The sequence below is a fragment of the Microcoleus sp. FACHB-1515 genome (genome assembly GCF_014696105.1).
GTDB lineage: Bacteria > Cyanobacteriota > Cyanobacteriia > Elainellales > Elainellaceae > JAAUTJ01.
Map to the genome: position 1 here is coordinate 215,772 of NZ_JACJPO010000020.1, position 15,773 is coordinate 231,544.

16 protein-coding genes and 1 tRNA gene are annotated in these 15,773 nt (G+C 53.7%); 9 read left to right on the top strand and 8 right to left on the bottom strand.

Going from position 1 to position 15,773, the window contains the following annotated elements:
• Window positions 1-21: 21 nt before the first annotated feature.
• Entirely contained in the window at window positions 22-618 is a 597-nt protein-coding gene (pyrE, locus tag H6F67_RS06665) for an orotate phosphoribosyltransferase (protein ID WP_190764560.1), read from the bottom strand.
• A gap of 197 nt (window positions 619-815) precedes the next feature.
• Here pyrE and H6F67_RS06670 point away from each other — a divergent pair, with 197 nt between their 5' ends.
• The 3 genes from H6F67_RS06670 (at window position 816) to H6F67_RS06680 (ending at window position 4,751) form a co-directional block, all read left to right on the top strand.
• Window positions 816-1,325 (top strand): hypothetical protein, encoded by a 510-nt coding sequence (locus tag H6F67_RS06670; protein WP_190764562.1) that lies wholly within the window; start codon window positions 816-818, stop codon window positions 1,323-1,325.
• Between the two features lie 175 nt (window positions 1,326-1,500).
• Window positions 1,501-3,165, top strand: coding sequence for an FAD-dependent oxidoreductase (locus tag H6F67_RS06675; protein WP_190764564.1), 1,665 nt, complete (start codon window positions 1,501-1,503; stop codon window positions 3,163-3,165).
• A gap of 185 nt (window positions 3,166-3,350) precedes the next feature.
• The gene (locus H6F67_RS06680) at window positions 3,351-4,751 is read left to right on the top strand and encodes a sensor histidine kinase (protein ID WP_190764566.1); all 1,401 of its coding nucleotides are present in this window, start codon (window positions 3,351-3,353) and stop codon (window positions 4,749-4,751) included.
• A gap of 8 nt (window positions 4,752-4,759) precedes the next feature.
• Here H6F67_RS06680 and H6F67_RS06685 read toward each other — a convergent pair whose 3' ends face one another.
• Complete coding sequence (locus H6F67_RS06685; protein WP_199304266.1) at window positions 4,760-5,299, bottom strand: hypothetical protein; 540 nt, start codon at window positions 5,297-5,299, stop codon at window positions 4,760-4,762.
• A 119-nt stretch (window positions 5,300-5,418) separates the two neighbouring features.
• Between H6F67_RS06685 and H6F67_RS06690 the strand changes: the two genes are divergently transcribed.
• Entirely contained in the window at window positions 5,419-5,958 is a 540-nt protein-coding gene (locus H6F67_RS06690) for a Uma2 family endonuclease (RefSeq protein ID WP_190764568.1), read from the top strand.
• On the opposite strand, the gene H6F67_RS06695 is transcribed toward H6F67_RS06690, so the two are convergent.
• From H6F67_RS06695 to H6F67_RS06705, 3 genes are read right to left on the bottom strand one after another with little or no spacing between them, the layout of a single operon-like run.
• Complete coding sequence (locus H6F67_RS06695; RefSeq protein WP_242020532.1) at window positions 5,955-7,562, bottom strand: CocE/NonD family hydrolase; 1,608 nt, start codon at window positions 7,560-7,562, stop codon at window positions 5,955-5,957. The two genes, H6F67_RS06690 and H6F67_RS06695, sit on opposite strands and share 4 nt — an antisense overlap.
• A gap of 4 nt (window positions 7,563-7,566) precedes the next feature.
• Window positions 7,567-8,022, bottom strand: coding sequence for a cupin domain-containing protein (locus H6F67_RS06700; protein ID WP_190764570.1), 456 nt, complete (start codon window positions 8,020-8,022; stop codon window positions 7,567-7,569).
• Between the two features lie 19 nt (window positions 8,023-8,041).
• Window positions 8,042-8,845 carry a cysteine hydrolase family protein gene (locus tag H6F67_RS06705; protein ID WP_190764572.1) on the bottom strand — a complete coding sequence of 268 codons (804 nt, stop codon included), beginning with the start codon at window positions 8,843-8,845 and terminating at the stop codon, window positions 8,042-8,044.
• A gap of 187 nt (window positions 8,846-9,032) precedes the next feature.
• Here H6F67_RS06705 and H6F67_RS06710 point away from each other — a divergent pair, with 187 nt between their 5' ends.
• Entirely contained in the window at window positions 9,033-9,698 is a 666-nt protein-coding gene (locus tag H6F67_RS06710; protein WP_190764574.1) for a Uma2 family endonuclease, read from the top strand.
• A gap of 19 nt (window positions 9,699-9,717) precedes the next feature.
• Here H6F67_RS06710 and H6F67_RS06715 read toward each other — a convergent pair whose 3' ends face one another.
• Entirely contained in the window at window positions 9,718-10,107 is a 390-nt protein-coding gene (locus H6F67_RS06715) for a RidA family protein (RefSeq protein WP_190764576.1), read from the bottom strand.
• Window positions 10,108-10,202: 95 nt separating this feature from the next.
• Here H6F67_RS06715 and H6F67_RS06720 point away from each other — a divergent pair, with 95 nt between their 5' ends.
• The 4 genes from H6F67_RS06720 to modB all read left to right on the top strand — a co-directional run bounded on the left by H6F67_RS06720 (window position 10,203) and on the right by modB (window position 14,517).
• The gene (locus H6F67_RS06720) at window positions 10,203-11,618 is read left to right on the top strand and encodes an amidohydrolase (protein WP_190764578.1); all 1,416 of its coding nucleotides are present in this window, start codon (window positions 10,203-10,205) and stop codon (window positions 11,616-11,618) included.
• 72 nt (window positions 11,619-11,690) lie between these two features.
• Window positions 11,691-11,762, top strand: a tRNA-Val gene (locus tag H6F67_RS06725).
• A 114-nt stretch (window positions 11,763-11,876) separates the two neighbouring features.
• On the top strand, window positions 11,877-12,668 hold the full coding sequence (gene modA, locus H6F67_RS06730; RefSeq protein WP_190764580.1) for a molybdate ABC transporter substrate-binding protein: 792 nt from the start codon (window positions 11,877-11,879) through the stop codon (window positions 12,666-12,668).
• Window positions 12,652-14,517, top strand: a complete 1,866-nt coding sequence (modB, locus tag H6F67_RS06735; RefSeq protein WP_396797683.1) for a molybdate ABC transporter permease subunit — start codon at window positions 12,652-12,654, stop codon at window positions 14,515-14,517. Before modA ends, modB begins: the two co-directional genes overlap by 17 nt.
• Window positions 14,518-14,721: 204 nt before the next feature.
• Here modB and H6F67_RS06740 read toward each other — a convergent pair whose 3' ends face one another.
• Complete coding sequence (locus H6F67_RS06740; protein WP_190764582.1) at window positions 14,722-15,105, bottom strand: rhodanese-like domain-containing protein; 384 nt, start codon at window positions 15,103-15,105, stop codon at window positions 14,722-14,724.
• A gap of 106 nt (window positions 15,106-15,211) precedes the next feature.
• Window positions 15,212-15,601, bottom strand: a complete 390-nt coding sequence (locus H6F67_RS06745) for a peptide chain release factor 1 (protein ID WP_190764584.1) — start codon at window positions 15,599-15,601, stop codon at window positions 15,212-15,214.
• Window positions 15,602-15,773 lie beyond the last annotated feature (172 nt).

Here is a 15,773-nt window from a genome sequence, read left to right on the forward strand (position 1 = left end):
AATTGCATTGGCAGCGATCGATCACCCGTGCAGTTGTGCCCAGCGTGCTTGCAGATCGGCGATTGAAAAGACGGTATCGAACTGCAAATTCTGCTGCTGATAAAGTTCCGCGCCGCCCTGCTGTCGATCGACCAGGGCAATGATGCGATCGACGCTGTATCCCGCTTGGCGCAGGCGATCGACGGCTTTGAGGGCGGATTGTCCAGTTGTGACGACATCTTCAAGGACAACAACCGAACTGTTTTCAGGCAGCGCCAGCCCTTCGATGTAAGCCTGTGTGCCGTGTCCTTTGGCTTCTTTGCGGACGATGAGAGCGGCGATCGATCGCGCCTGCGTTGCGCCGACAACGCTGACTGCGCTGACGATCGGGTCGGCTCCGAGCGTCAAGCCTGCAACCGCTTGAGTGTCGGCAGGCAACATCGACAGCAGCACACGCCCAACCGCAAGCGACCCTTGTGGATGCAGCGTCACCTGCTTGCCGTTGATGTAGTAGGTGCTGCGCTGGCCGGACGAGAGCAGAAAATCGCCTTCGCGATAGGCGACTTGACAAAACAAATCGAGCAAATATTCACGCAGTTTAGCAATATCGGTGAGCGAAGCAAGCACAGTAGCATCCATAGCGATCGAATAAATTCCTCTCAATAGCCTAGCTTTGGTTGGGCAATTGGGGAATTGCAAAATTTCGCGATCGACTCGCTCAACGAATTGAGAAATTCCTGCTCAAACCGTCATTTTGACCGCAAATGATGGGCAGAATTTGATTACCTTTTTCACAAAGGCATTATGATGAAGAATCAATGCGAGGAGTTGAACGTATGTCTATGAAACTGCGGGGAATATTCACAGGGCTAACAATCGCAATGGCCGCTAGCTCGATCGGCAATGTCGCAGCCGCACAAACTGTTAATCCAAGCGATCCGCCTCGTCCACTCAATGATGAATTTCTGCGAGCGTTTTATGCCAACGACGGCAACTTTTATCAAAACCGCAGGCTCGGTCGCCAAATTGATTTTGTGTTGGGCGTGGGAACCAATTTTCTCAACAGCTTCACAGACAATGAAATCGCTGGAGATGGACGAGCAGTCGATCGCCTCTATCGCGAAGCACTGCGCGATCAAACTTTAAGCGACGGCATTATTCGCACACCCGATCAAGAAAATCCTTTTGATACTTCGCTGCTGTTGCTGCCTGCTTCTTCGGCCACGCTTTCAACCGTCAATGACATTCCGCCCGTTCCGGTGGTGCCGTTTTCGCCGCCGCCCGCTCCCGTGCCCGAAGTCGCCCCGCCAGCGGCTCCCAGCGCTCCCGTTCCTGCTCTTTGGTAGAGCGATCGCGCTTGTCTAATTAACGTTTGGTGAATCTTTTTGAAGATGCTTAAGCGATCGCTTGGGCATCTTTTTAATTTTGCCATCGAATTTCATGCGGTAGGCGTATTCCTCAATGCGGTTATTTTTGGACATTTCTGCCACACTTAAAAAATGCTGATTGTTGGAAAAGAATATGGCTAAACCTGCAATTTTCACCGTTGATGATGACCCCGAAGTGTTGCAGGCGATCGCCCGCGATTTACGACAAAAATATGGCGATCGCTTTCGGATTGTTCGCGCCGATTCAGGTCAAAGCGCGATCGATGCAGTGGAACAGTTGAAGCTGAGAAACGAAGCGATCGCTTTGTTCTTGGTCGATCAGCGGATGCCACAGATGAACGGCGTTGAATTTTTAGAGCAGGCGCTGCCGCTTTTTCCTGATGCAAAACGCGCCTTGTTGACGGCTTATGCCGATACGGATGCAGCCATTCAAGCCATTAACAGTACCCAAATTGACTATTACCTGCTGAAGCCTTGGAATCCGCCAGAAGAAAAACTTTATCCGGTTCTTGATGATTTGCTCAATGATTGGCTCGCCTCATTTCGCCCGCCGTTTGAAGGCATTCGCGTCGTCGGCAATCGCTGGTCGCCGCAGTCGCATCAGGTGAAAGATTTTCTCGCGCGCAACCAAGTTCCCTATCAGTGGATGGACATTGAACTTGACTTGGAAGCGGAAAAATTAGTTACATTTGCGGAGTCGAACTGTCACCAAGATTTGCCGCTGGTTCTGTTTCCTGACGGCTCCAAACTGATCAAACCGTCCAACCTACAAATTGCTGAAAAAATTGGCCTTAGAACACAAGCCGATCGCCCCTTCTACGATCTCGTCATTGTCGGTGGTGGTCCGTCTGGACTCGCAGCGGCAGTGTATGGCGCATCTGAGGGACTCAGCACCGTGATGATTGAGCGCGAAGCTCCGGGCGGACAGGCCGGATCAAGCTCGCGCATTGAAAACTACCTCGGCTTTCCCGTTGGCCTGAGCGGAGCAGATTTGGCGCGTCGCGCCGTGACGCAAGCCAGACGATTTGGTGTGGAACTGCTGTCGCCGCAGGAGGTGGTGCGGGTGCGCGTGCAAGATCCCTATCGCGTTGTAGAACTTCAAGACGGCAGCGAAATTAGCTGTCACGTTTTGCTGATTGCAACGGGCGTGTCGTATCGCAAACTGGATGTGCCGGGACTCGATCGCCTCACGGGAGCAGGCGTTTACTACGGTGCAGCCATGACCGAAGCGCTCTCCTGCTCTGGCGAAGATGTTTACATTGTCGGCGGCGCAAACTCAGCCGGACAAGCGGCGATGTACTTCTCCAAATACGCCGGACGAGTGATCATGCTGGTGCGCGGCGAATCGCTCACCAAAAGCATGTCGCAATATTTGATCGACCAGATTGAATCGACCGAAAATATCATCGTGCGCCCGTTCACCACTGTTCAAGAAGTTAAGGGCGACACGCATCTTGAAGCGCTGACGATCGCCGATGCCCGCACGGGAGGAACTGAAACGGTTCCCGCCGCTTCTTTGTTTATCTTCATCGGTGCAAGTCCGGGAACCGACTGGCTGGACGGCACGGTGGAGCGCGACAAACAAGGCTTCGTCCTCACAGGTCCCGATCTCATGCTGGAGCGCAAACGTCCGAAAGGCTGGACGCTCGATCGCGACCCGTTCCTGCTGGAAACCAACGTCCCTGGAATTTTTGCCGCTGGCGATGTACGTTACGGCTCGGTGAAGCGCGTCGCGTCCGGCGTGGGAGAAGGCGCGATCGCGGTGCAGTTTGTGCATCGCTATTTGAGCAAAGTGTGAGGCGATCGAGTGCCTTGAACTAAAGTTCGGGCTGACAGCTAAAGTCAGTTGAAACTGACTGGGATCGAACTTTAACCCATTTCAATGGGTTATCGCTTTTAGCCTGAAATTGATTTCAAGGCTTGTTCTCAGCCAATCCGATCGCCCGACGATCGAATCAGGAAAACCTCTTCAGTGGAGCAGCCATGAGCGGACTTTGTGTGGATAGTTTGCTGACGATCGAACTGTTTCAAATTTTGCCGAGAACGCGCTTGGAATGGGTGTGCGATCGCGCTCAAGAAATTCGCTTAGCAACAGGCGATGTTTTTGTGCGCGAAGGCGATCCGGGGCGCGGATTCTTGATTTTGATGGAAGGTCGAATCAGCATTACGCGCACCAGTGAAGGAATCGAAATGCCGATCGGTCAGCACGAAGCACCCGCCTTTTTTGGCGAAGTTCAAGTGTTGACCGGAGACCGAACGCCCGTGACGCTCTATGCCAAAACAGACTGCCGAATTTTTCAAATTTTGGAGGAAGATTTTCTTGAACTGCTGCATGAATGCCGCGAGTTTGAGCGCAAAATTTTTCAAGTTGTTGCACAGCGATTGCGCGGATTGGAATCGTTCATTCGCAATCGCGAAAAGATGGCGGCATTGGGTACGCTTTCGGCTGGATTGGCACATGAATTAAACAATCCGGCTGCGGCAGTGGTGCGAGCGATGCAGGATGTTGTTCCGGCGTTAGTGGAACTGCAACGAATGAATTTAGTGGCAGGTCGGGCGCAGATGGATGACGATCATGTGCAGCAGTGGACAAACGTGCGCGATCGCGGTCACGATACGATTCTCAATCATTCCCTTAGTGTGATGGCGGTGAGCGATCGCGAAGAGGAACTGCTCGACTGGCTGGAAAATTATGGCATTCATGATGCGTGGAAACTAGCGGCACCGCTGGCAATGGGAAATGTTGATCCAGACACGCTATCGATGCTGATGGAACGCTGGCAAGATGACCCGACTGAACTGCGAGAAATGGGAATCCGCTGGCTTGCACTTTCTTTTGATGTGATGACTTTAATCACTAGTGGATTGCGGGGCGCACAGCGAATTTCCGAACTTGTTCAGGCAATGAAATCCTACTCACATCTCGATCAAGGAGCACAACAACTCATTGATATTCATGAGGGCATTGAAGACACTGTGCGGCTGTTTGGCTTCAAGCTGAAGCAAGGCATTGAAATTAAACGCTGTTACGATCGCACCCTGCCGAAAATCCTTGCTTATGGCAGCGAACTCAACCAGGTCTGGACAAATTTAATTGACAATGCGATCGATGCAATTGCAGGCAAAGGCACAATCCAAATTGCCACGATGCGACTGGGCGATCGAATTCAAGTGCAGTTTACTGATTCGGGAACGGGCATTCCGATCGAAATTCAATCGCGCATCTTTGAACCATTTTATACAACCAAACCCGTCGGTAAAGGCACTGGCCTCGGCTTAGAACTGTCTCGCCGCATCATCGAAAATCGGCATGGCGGCACAATTTCACTTCAGTCGAAACCCGGAGAAACCAAGTTCAACATTTGCCTGCCGATCACTCATTAATCAACCCGCTACTGCTGATTTAATCGGGCTTCAAGTTCTGCAATGCGATCGAGCATTCGCTGCTTTTCGGCATCGATCGCACTTTGCAGCGCAATCACTTCACTGTGTCGCGCTTCGATTTCTTTGGCTTTTTGCTCTAGCTGCTGCTTTTCGGCTTTCAGCTTTTCTTCCAGGTCTTGAATTTGGTCGCGCCGCGCTTCCATTTCCAGCGATCGCCGTCCCAATTCTTGACTTTGCAGAGTAAGCGATTGTCGCCACTGCTCGGCTCGCTGTTCTTCTTGCTGCAAAGTTTCGGGCGTGATGCCAACCGCAAGATATTGTTCTACCAAATCAAGTACCCAATCTTTGGCAGATTCGGCCTCGATCAGTTCGCCTGATGCGGCCAGCTTGACCAGCAGCAGCACGCCAATTTCATAGTCGAGGCGATCGACAGTGGCGATCGATTCACTAGACAGCACTTCCCAAACCGGATCGGATTTTTGGACCGCCAGCAGTTGAAGGGTTGTCTTCTCGGTGGATTGGGTTTTTACCTGCGCCAGATGCAGCATGAATTCAAAAATGACCCAACTTTGACAATCAGTATACCCTTCAAGCTAGACAAGATTAGTATCTCGAAAGTAGCGAAATCTCGACCCTAAAATTGAGATGAATCAAAAGGAAGGTAAAAATGTCACTCACACTCAAAGATTTAGAAAAGCTGCAAGCCAACTATCCAGATTATCGAATGGAGTTAGTCAATGGAGAAATTGTTGTAACGAGTCCGTCAGGGTATGAATCAGAAGAAGTTGCAACCGAGATGGCTCGTCAGCTTGGCAATTGGGCAAAGCCGCGCCAGCTTGGACGAGTCACCGGATCAAGTGCTGGATTTGTTTTGCCAAACTCGGACATGCGTGCGCCTGATGTATCGTTTGTTCTGGCAGAACGGTTGCGCCGCAGTCCGCGCAGCTTTGCTGAACTCGCACCGGATCTAATCGTAGAAGTGAAGTCGGCCAGCGACAGCCTTACCGGACTGAGAAACAAAATTGACAGCTTTTTGGCAGAAGGAACGCAGGTTGGTATCTTAATCAATCCAGAACAGCGATCGCTCGAAGTTCGCCGCTCCAACGCAGCACCCGTCACGCTGCAAGACGGCGAGATTCTGACGCTGCCCGATCTACTGCCCGGCTGGGAACTGGTCATCAGCGAAATTTGGCCGCCGGAATTCTAAGGAGCGACGGGTAATTCGAGGAACGATCGCCCCGCTCCCCCAATTCTCAAAGTGATCACTCGCGCCTCAATTAGCCGACTGTCGCGTGGAGCATCACCCGTTCCCGCATTCACCGCATACGCAGGCGAACAGGCCGCACTCAAACTCAAGCGCAAGGCGTGACCCGCCGCAATTCGCGCACAAGTTGGCTGTAAGGGAATGCGGAGCGGTGAACTCGACAAGTCAAACCGCGCATAGCCCTGAGTGATGTTGAAAATGCCGATCGAGTGCACGTCCGACAAAACCGCACATAGATCAAAACTGGCTGCATCCGCAACGCAATCCACTTCAAGCACCACTTCACCTGCCAAATGCAAATCTGCGCTGAGCGGTTCACTCGTGTAGGTCAAAATGTCCGATCGCCCGTCGAGGCTCGATCGATCGAACGATCCTGCCGGAAAGGTTGCATGTCCGCCCAAAGCCGGAACGGGTCGCCAAGGATCATGCACGAGCAGTTCGAGGGAACGATCGGGAATTTGTTCAACAAGCTGACCTTCGGTTTCGCTCAGGCTGGCGAGTCCGGTTGAAGTGAGATAAAGGAGTTGGGGGTTCGTCGTTGGGTATTCGGGAAAGCTGCGCCAGCGATCGCCAAACATCTCGAAGCAGTGGACGGGCGGTTCGTCGAGCAATCCGGTATCTTTGCCTTTGAGGAAGTGATCGAACCAGCGAATTTGGATGCGATCGATATCGTGGTTTGCCGCCGCGCCAAAATCGATCGCGCCCACGCGCCGACTCCAAGGCAAATGCGCCCAAGGGCCAACATACAGATGTTGCGGCTGAGTCCGTTCTGCCATTTCGCGATACAGCCGCATTGTGCCGCGCAAATAGATGTCGAACCAGCCGCCCACATGCAGCATCGGTAAATCGACATCCTGTAAATTCGGCTTGAGGTTTTGCCAGTATTCGTCGGGTGTGGGATGGGCGATCCAATCGTGGTAGAAGGAATCGGGGGCGAGTTCTTCGAGCAGGAGCGATCGCACATTGACGGGATCTTGCAGCGGTATTCGCGCTGCTGCATACAGCCGTTTGTATGCCGATTCGTCGCCTTTGCGTCTGGCTGTTTCTGCGGCTAGCTGAATTGCCCAGCCCAAACTTTGCTGATAGCAGAACGCGCCATTTTCATAGGCCCAGTCGTGGTAGAGGTCATAGCCCACCATTGCGGGCGCGATCGCCTTGAGCGCACTCGGTTTTGCACTCGCGGCGTAAAGCTGAGTCATCCCCTGATACGAAAAGCCATACATCCCAACCACGCCTGTACTGCGGGAAAGCTGAGAGACCCAGTTCACCGTATCTTCGCCGTCTTCGACTTCGTGCCCGAATAGGGAAAACTCGCCCTCGGATGTGCCGCGTCCGCGTGTATCTTGAATCACGACGATGTAGCCCTGCGCGGCGTACCAAGTGGGGTGAGCATAAACGACGGTGGAGGCGATCGATCGGCCATAGGGCTGCCGCATCAGCAGAACCGGAAATTCACCGTCCGCATCGGGATAGTAAACATCCGCATCGAGCCGAATGCCGTCTCGCGTCCGCATCGAAACGACTGTGGGAGGAAGCACGTTCAGCATCGGTTTAGGCTAAAAGCGCAGCCGGAGCGCGACGGAGGACAGCCATATCTTCGGCATCAAGCTCGACCTGGACACCGCTGCGAATGAGTTCCGCGAAGTGTTCGTTGGGAACCATAATGGTCAAGGTGTAAAGTCGCTCTGCCCCAGTATTTTCAATCTCATGAATTCCAGTGGGCGGCACGAGCAGGCTATCTCCAGCCTGAATCGGAACAGTTTTGCCATCACAGGTTGCTGTGCCTTCGCCTTTCAGGACGAAGAACATTTCAACCGCCATTTGGTGTCGGTTGGGCGGCGTTTTTCCACCTACATCGAAGATTTCGACGCAAAAGGTGAGCGACATGTTGGCGATTACGGGGTCGAAGACGAGCGCCAGTCGATTTGTCGCATCAGGGCTGATACGAAACGCCTGATATTCCGTCGGCGATTTGATAACGGGAATCACACAGCTTTTGGAATTCATGGTTGATTTCTCCAGATTGTTAAGCGTCGGGCAATCGGCGGCTTTCGTTCATCTTCACGGCATCTAGAATATTGTGCGAACTGCACACAAAACCAAAACACTGTCGGACGTTGTAGATCGTCGCTTGCCAGCAATATTCCGGTGAAGTGGTCGCTGTGCAGTCGGAGACGAGAATGCAGTCGTAGCCGAGGAAGTTTGCGTCCTGCAAAGTCGCCATGACGCACTGATCGGCGTTGACTCCGGTGAAAAAGAGCGTCGATCGCCCCAAGTTCCGCAAAATGCTATCCAGCGGCGTATCCCAAAATCCGCTCATCCGATACTTATCGACATAAATATCATCTGGCAACTGCTCTAGTTCATCGACAACTGCCGCCGCCCAACTGCCCTTTTGCAAAACGGGTGCTTGATTGGCAGGCAAGGGATCGCCTAAACCGACGCCTAAGCCAGTCGGATTGTAAACATGGCGAACGCTGGCGCTAATGTTGATTAAATCCGCGCGATTGCCCCAGTTCAGCCAGATCACGGGAACCTGCTTTTGCCGCAGGGCGGGCAGGAGAGCTTGCAGCGGCGCGATCGGACTTTGCGCCGGACTGACATCCACGCCAATATGCGCCAGCCAGCCATCCGGGTGACAAAAATCGTTTTGCATATCGACCACGACGATCGCCGCTTTCGCCAAATCAAGTCGCACATCTTTTGTTTCGGTTGCCAGCGTAATCGGCTGCGGTGTCAAAGGCGGGCGTGTGATGTCGGCAAAGTTGGCATCCACCGACCACGCATTCGGCGGCACACCCAAGGTTTGAAGCGATCGATTGGTTGGCATGACACTGAGTCTAAATACTGCTGTCGTATGCCAAAAGCCTAGCTTGCTTCCGTAACGTGAGGCACGAACCGTTCTGTAGAACGCGAGAATCTGTCATAGGAAGTAGAAAAACTTAATCTTTTGTGACTGGAGCGATCGAACTCCACAAGCAGGCTCGATATAATCAGCGCAAGCACAGCTACTCCAAATGTCGATCGCCCCTCAACCTTCAATCACAATTCCGCCGCTGCACCAGTGGATTGCTGCAACTTGGGCAGAGTATGTTGTGCTGCGGGATGCGCCGATCGAGGAACGGATGCGACTATTTTTCGATCGCGGCAGGATGTGGCTTGATATGGGCGGAGAAGGAATTAATCATTCTCAGGTCAGCGATTTGTTGACAATGCTGTTTGGATTTTGGGCAGTGCAGCATCCAGAGCAGATGTACAACTCGTTTGGTCGCTGCCTGTTAGAGAAACCGGAAACCCAAGCTTGTGCGCCGGATCTTGTTCTTTATATCGGTGAGGATTATCCGCGCTGGCGGGAAGGTGAACCGCGCCGCATTGACTTGTCACGCTGGCGAGTTCCAAATTTGGTAGGTGAAATTGGTGATACAACTTTGGCGACAGATTTAGATGAGAAGAAACATTTGTATGAAGCGCTAGAAATTCCGGAATATTGGGCGATCGATGTGCGCGGCAGACGCATTTTTGCTTTTGAGTTACAGTTAGGAAAGTATGAGATTTGTACGACTTCTCAAGCATTGTCAGGATTGCCGATCGCGCTGTTAGAGCAAGCGATCGATCGGCTTGCTGAAGAAACAAATACCAGTGCAGCAGCTTGGTTTGCTCAGCAGCTTCAATCGCTGAAGTGATCGATCGCTTTGTAGATTTTTAACTGCCGCAGTAAACGATTAAATCAATCTCGACATCGCCCAATCCGGCCAGTGCAGTGACGCCGATCGTGGTGCGGCAGGGCAGGCGATCGCTGGCGAAATACGAGGCATAAATTTCGTTGACGATCGGAAAAAAGCGGAAATCGGTCACAAAAATTCGCGACATTGTGACGCGATCGAAACTCGTGCCGCAGTGGTCTAGAACGAGCTTGAGATTTTCCATGACGCGGCGAGTTTGGTCTTCGATCGCTCCTCGGACGACTTCACCTGTCGCCGGATCTTCGGCCAGTTGCCCGGTCACAAACAGCAAATCTCCGGCGCGAACCGCGTGCGAATAAGGAGCGACCGGAGGCAAAATATCAGTGGGTAAAGTAATGTATTCCAGCACGGGTTCAGTATAAAAACGACAGTTCAGCCTAGCTTGAAATGATACGCTAGAAGCGCTTGTGTACAGATGTGAAGGCTAGGGTTAAGGAAAGTAAAGTGAACTACACAATTCGAGGCGCGATCGTTCCCGGCTGTTTCAATCAAAATGAGGGCTACGAATCGATCGATGTGCAAATTGTTGATGGACGGATTGCAGCGATCGGGTCAGGTCTGGAGGTGCAGGGAACCGCGATCGACGGCACAAACAAGCTGCTGCTGCCCGGATTTGTCAACGCGCACACGCACTCCTCAGAAATGTGGCAGCGCGGCAGCATTCCGCCTCGACCGCTGGAGCTTTGGCTAGCTGAACTGTACGATTTTTCGCCGCTCGATCCGCAGCATATTTATCTGAGCGCTCTGCATACGGCAGCGGAAACTTTGCTGACGGGCGGAACCTGCGTCGTTGATCATCTCGTCCTGATTCCGCATCGGGAAATTGAGACGATCGCCGCTGCCGTCCGAGCGTATCGCGAAATTGGCATTCGCGCTTATGTTGCGCCGCTGATTCAAGACCAATCGATCTCGACGGGAATTCCAGAAGGCGGAGCCGAGCGCGAACATGAAGCGTTTCCGCGCACCACTGAGGAAGTGCTGGCGTGGCTGACCGAGGCGATCGAACAGTTCCACCGTCCCGATGAAGGCATTTGCATGATGCCCGCCCCGACCGGGATTCACCTCGCCTCAGATGCGCTGCTGAAAGGCTGCGTCGAGCTGAGCGATCGCTATGATCTTTGCCGCCACACGCATCTGCTGGAAACCAAAGCACAAAAGCTGATTGCCGAAGAAAAATATGGCTACAGCGCGGTTGAACACCTGAAGCGACTTGATTTTCTCAATGAGCGCACCTCACTGGCGCACTGCGTTTGGCTGGACGATGCAGATATTGAAATTTTGGCGGCGACGCGATCGACCGTCGTTCACAATCCGCTGAGCAATCTGCGTCTGGGCAGCGGCATCGCGCCAATTCTCAAATATCGTCGGGCAGGCGTCAATGTCACGTTTGGCTGTGACGGCGCGGCCAGCAATGATTCGCAAGATGTCCTCGAAGCAATCAAGATCGGCTCGATGCTGCACAACGTCACGGATTTGGATTATCGCGAGTGGATCACGCCGCGAGAAGCGATCGAAATGGCGGCACTGGGCGGCGCGATCGGGCTGGGCATGGCCGACCAGTTCGGCAGTCTCACGATCGGCAAGCAGGCGGATCTGGTGCTGTATGACCTGACGAATCTTTCGCTGCTGCCGCGCACTGACCCGATCGGCCTGCTGGTCTGGGGTCGTCCAACCCAAGTGGTTCACAGCGCTTGGGTCGCAGGTCGGCAAGTCATCGCTGAGGGTCAACTCACCACGATCGATCTGGCTCACCTCCAGCAAGAACTGTTTCGCCACAGCAATTGGCACAGCAATCGATCGTCTCCGCAGGCAATGGCTGCTGAATCGCACTATCGATCGGTAATGGGACTGAAGCCCTAAATCGCAATGGCGATCGGTGGCGTTCAACAATCTGGTAAAAGCAGTTGCTTCCGTGCTATGGTTAGTAACTGCGGGCGATTAGCACAGCGGTAGCGCACTTCCTTCACACGGAAGGGGTCACTGGTTCGAATCCAGTATCGCCCATTCTAAAGTTAGCGACGATGATGCAAGCAGTCATGCTGCGATCGAAGTGTCATACTTGACGCATGATTCCTCACGTATAATCGCTTCTGCTGACTCGCAACTGCATCTGACGATATGAACAGGCGTGGTCTTTTGGTTGTGCTGGGCTTGCTTGCGGCCTTACTGCTGTCTGCGGCCTTGAGGTTTCTGCTTCCATCGACCCAGGCAGAATCGACCACGCTGCTGGTCGCGGCGGCAGCCAGCCTACAAAATGTCTTAGAAGAACTTGATCCCAGCTTTGAGCGCGGCAATTCCGGAATTACCATCAACTACAATTTCGCGGCATCCAGTCCGCTTCAGCAGCAGATCGAGCAGGGAGCACCCGTTGATGTGTTTATTTCAGCCGCCGCCGCCCAGATGGATGCGCTGCAAACTCGCAACTTGATTTTGCCGGAAACTCGGCGCAATCTCTTAACCAATGAACTGGTGCTGATTGTTCCCAGTCGCTCCACGCTAGAGCTAAGCACCTTTCAGCAGATGACCGAGGCCAGCATCAAAAGAATTGCGATCGGAGAGCCGCGCAGCGTCCCGGCAGGACGCTATGCCCAAGAACTGCTGGAGAATTTGGGCATTCTCGAATCGTTGCGATCGAAATTTGTCTACGGCAACTCGGTTCGCAGCGTCTTGGGAACGGTCGAGAGCGGCGATGCGGATGCGGGCATTGTTTACGCCACAGATGCTCGAATCTCCGATCGCGTCCGTCCGGTCGCAACGGCTCCCCGCAATTTGCATTCGCCGATCGTCTATCCGATTGCCGTGATTCGATCGAGCCGTCATCCGCAGGCTGCTCGCACCTACGCGGATTTTCTCAGCAGTCCAGCCGCTCAAGCAGGATTTCGACAAGCTGGCTTTGGCATTACTCAGTGAGGAGGCGATGATGCAGGTGGACTGGTCGCCGCTGTGGATTTCGCTCAGAACGGCTGGAGTGGCAACGATCGCCACATTTTTCCTCGGTACAGCGGCAGCTTACGGAATGCTGGGCTATCGCGGTCGCTGGAAACCGCTGATTGAGGGCGTGTTGATTGCGCCGCTGATTTTGCCGCCAACGGTTGTGGGATTTTTGCTGCTGCTGCTGTTTGGCAAAAACGGCTGGCTCGGTCAACTGATGCAGGCGTTTGATTTCTCGATCGTCTTCACCTGGTATGCGGCTGTCGTCACGGCGATCGTCGTGTCGTTTCCGCTGATGTACAAAACCGCTTTGGGCGCATTCGAGCAGATCGACAGTAGCTTGCTGCAAGTTGCCCGGACATTGGGCGCATCTGAATTTCGGATTTTTCGCCAGATTCTTTTGCCGCTGGCAACACCGGGACTGGTGGCCGGAGTGACGCTGGCGTTTGCGCGGGCACTGGGCGAATTTGGCGCGACGCTGATGCTGGCAGGCAACATTCCCGGCCAAACGCAGACGATGCCAATGGCGATCTACTTTGCAGTTGAAGCGGGCGATCGCTCCCTCGCGTGGCTGTGGTCGATCGCCATTTTGACGCTTTCCCTGTCTGGTTTGATTACCGTCAATCGCTGGCAGCAGCTTGAACATCGCCACCCGCACTCAGGCCAGATCGAAGCGGATGAACCGCTCGATCGCAACGGCAGACGCCGCACACCTGCCCTGTTGCGCCATCAGTCACAACCGCAGATCCTCGATTCAACTCGCGGCCTGCTTGTCGAGATCGAAAAGCAGCTTCCTTCTTTCCGGCTCGACACGGCGTTTACCGCTCAGTCCGGGTTGGGCATTTTGGGCGCTTCCGGTTCCGGCAAAAGCATGACGCTCCGCTGCATCGCGGGAATTGAAACGCCGACGCAGGGGAGAATTGTGCTGAACGGCAAAACGCTGTTCGATCGCGATCGCCACATCAACCTGCCTAGCCATCAGCGCAACGTCAGCTTGGTGTTTCAGAACTACGCGCTGTTTCCGCACCTGACGGTGAGTCAAAATATCGCCTTTGGCTTGCAGCATTTGTCTCGATCGCTGCGATCGCAATGCGTCAATCAGCAACTCGCAGCCGTGCAGATGCAGAACTTGGGCGATCGCTATCCGCATCAACTATCGGGCGGCCAGCAGCAGCGCGTCGCGTTGGCACGAGCCTTGGCAACCGAGCCAGAAGTGTTGCTGCTCGACGAGCCGTTTTCCGCACTTGACACCTACTTACGCAGTCAGATGGAGCGGCAGCTTTTGCAAACGCTATCGACCTATCGCGGCATTACGCTGTTTGTGACGCACAATTTAGAAGAAGCCTACCGAATTTGTGACAGGCTGCTGGTGATGTCCGGCGGAGTGCCGATCGCCCACGACTGCAAACACCGAATTTTCGAGCATCCGCAAACCGTCCGCGTCGCGCAACTGACCGGATGCAAAAACTTTTCCCATGCCGTGATGCAGTCGGCCAATTCAATTCAGGCGATCGACTGGGGCATTACGCTTCAGGTGATTGAAGCGATTCCCGATTCGTTTACGGATGTAGGTATTCGCGCTCACCAAGTCAAGCTGGCGATCGCTCCCAGCAGTCCCAACACCTACCCTTGCTGGCTCGCCGCCACCAGCGAAACGCCGCACCGCATGACGCTGTTGCTCAAACTTAACGCTCCACCCGCAGACGCCCAAGACTATCATCTTCAAGCAGAAATTTTCAAAGAAAAATGGCACGCAATCAAAGACCAGCCATTTCCCTGGTACGTGCAGCTTGAACCCAGCCGCCTCATGCTGATGGCAGATTGGTGACAGAAGCGCGATCGGGTTTGATGCTTCGCCTAACTTGGTCTACTGAAGTTTGTCGTGTGCGGTTCTTTGACACTAGGCTGCGTTTTCAGACTGCTCGATCCTCCCCAACCCGCCTTGAAAAGGAGGGAGCCGAACCACCCCTCAAAGTCCCCCTTGTTAAGGGGACAGGGGGATCGGTCCCCTTTGGCGCTGTTAACATACGCCCTAGGCGGCAACGCGCAGCGATTCGATCGGATAGCCAACCGCCTTCCAAGCCGACAGGCCGCCGCGCAGCTCTGAAACACGCTGATAGCCAGCTTTACGCAGCAGTTGCGCTGCTTCTGCCGTTTCATCGTCGGTTTCGCCATACACATACAGGTCGCGATCGCGGCCAATGCTGGTCAACGCGCGATAGAGCAGTTCGGCAGCGGGCATCGCCACCGCGCCTGGAATGTGACCGCTGTTGAACTCGGCGCGATCGCGGACATCGATGATCGTCAGCGCAGGTTCGCCCCAGTCGAGCCGGGATTTGAGGTCGTGAACTCGCGATCGAGCTTTCAGCGGAGCAGGAATCGGTAGAAAACCAAAAAGCTTGTGCAGAGGATGCATATCACAGAACCAGCGCGTTACCCGTAATGTAACGATTGTTTCTATAAATTGCAAACATTTATTGAAATCTTCTTTACCAAATTGCGCTGATGTGCTTTGAGTATTTCTACCGCCAGTAGCGCCGACCCTTCCAGAACACACCCAACACAATGCCGACGAGGGCAAGTTCACCCGAAAGCAAAGTCGGCAGAAAAAGAGACTTGAGCAATAGGGTAAGCATGACACACAGCACCAGCGCCCAAAGCACACCCACATTTAGGAAGATTTGGCGATGCAAATGTTCTATCAAATAGACGGCGATCGCGCCCATCACAAAGGCAAATCCGATCAGCGTGAATGCGGCCAGCGTGGGCTGAAGCAGCACAATCGCCACCTGCCGAATGACGGGAACGCCAAGGCCGATCGCCAGCAGCGTGTCAACCACAGTTGCAACGGCGGCGGCTTGGCTGAGGGCAAGCCAGGGAAATTGCTGAAGTCGTCTCAGAGGATTGGGCATAGTGGACTGCCTTGAAAGGGCGCCTCGATCGGTGCTTCCTAGCATAGCCGCAAGCTGAAATCAGTTCAGCGGCAAAGCGAATCTGGAAGACACGGTCTTTAGATCGATCGCCAACTTCTGCCGCAGTATAGAGACTTGCAGTTGTGGCATTGATTACAGTGGCAAGTGAAGA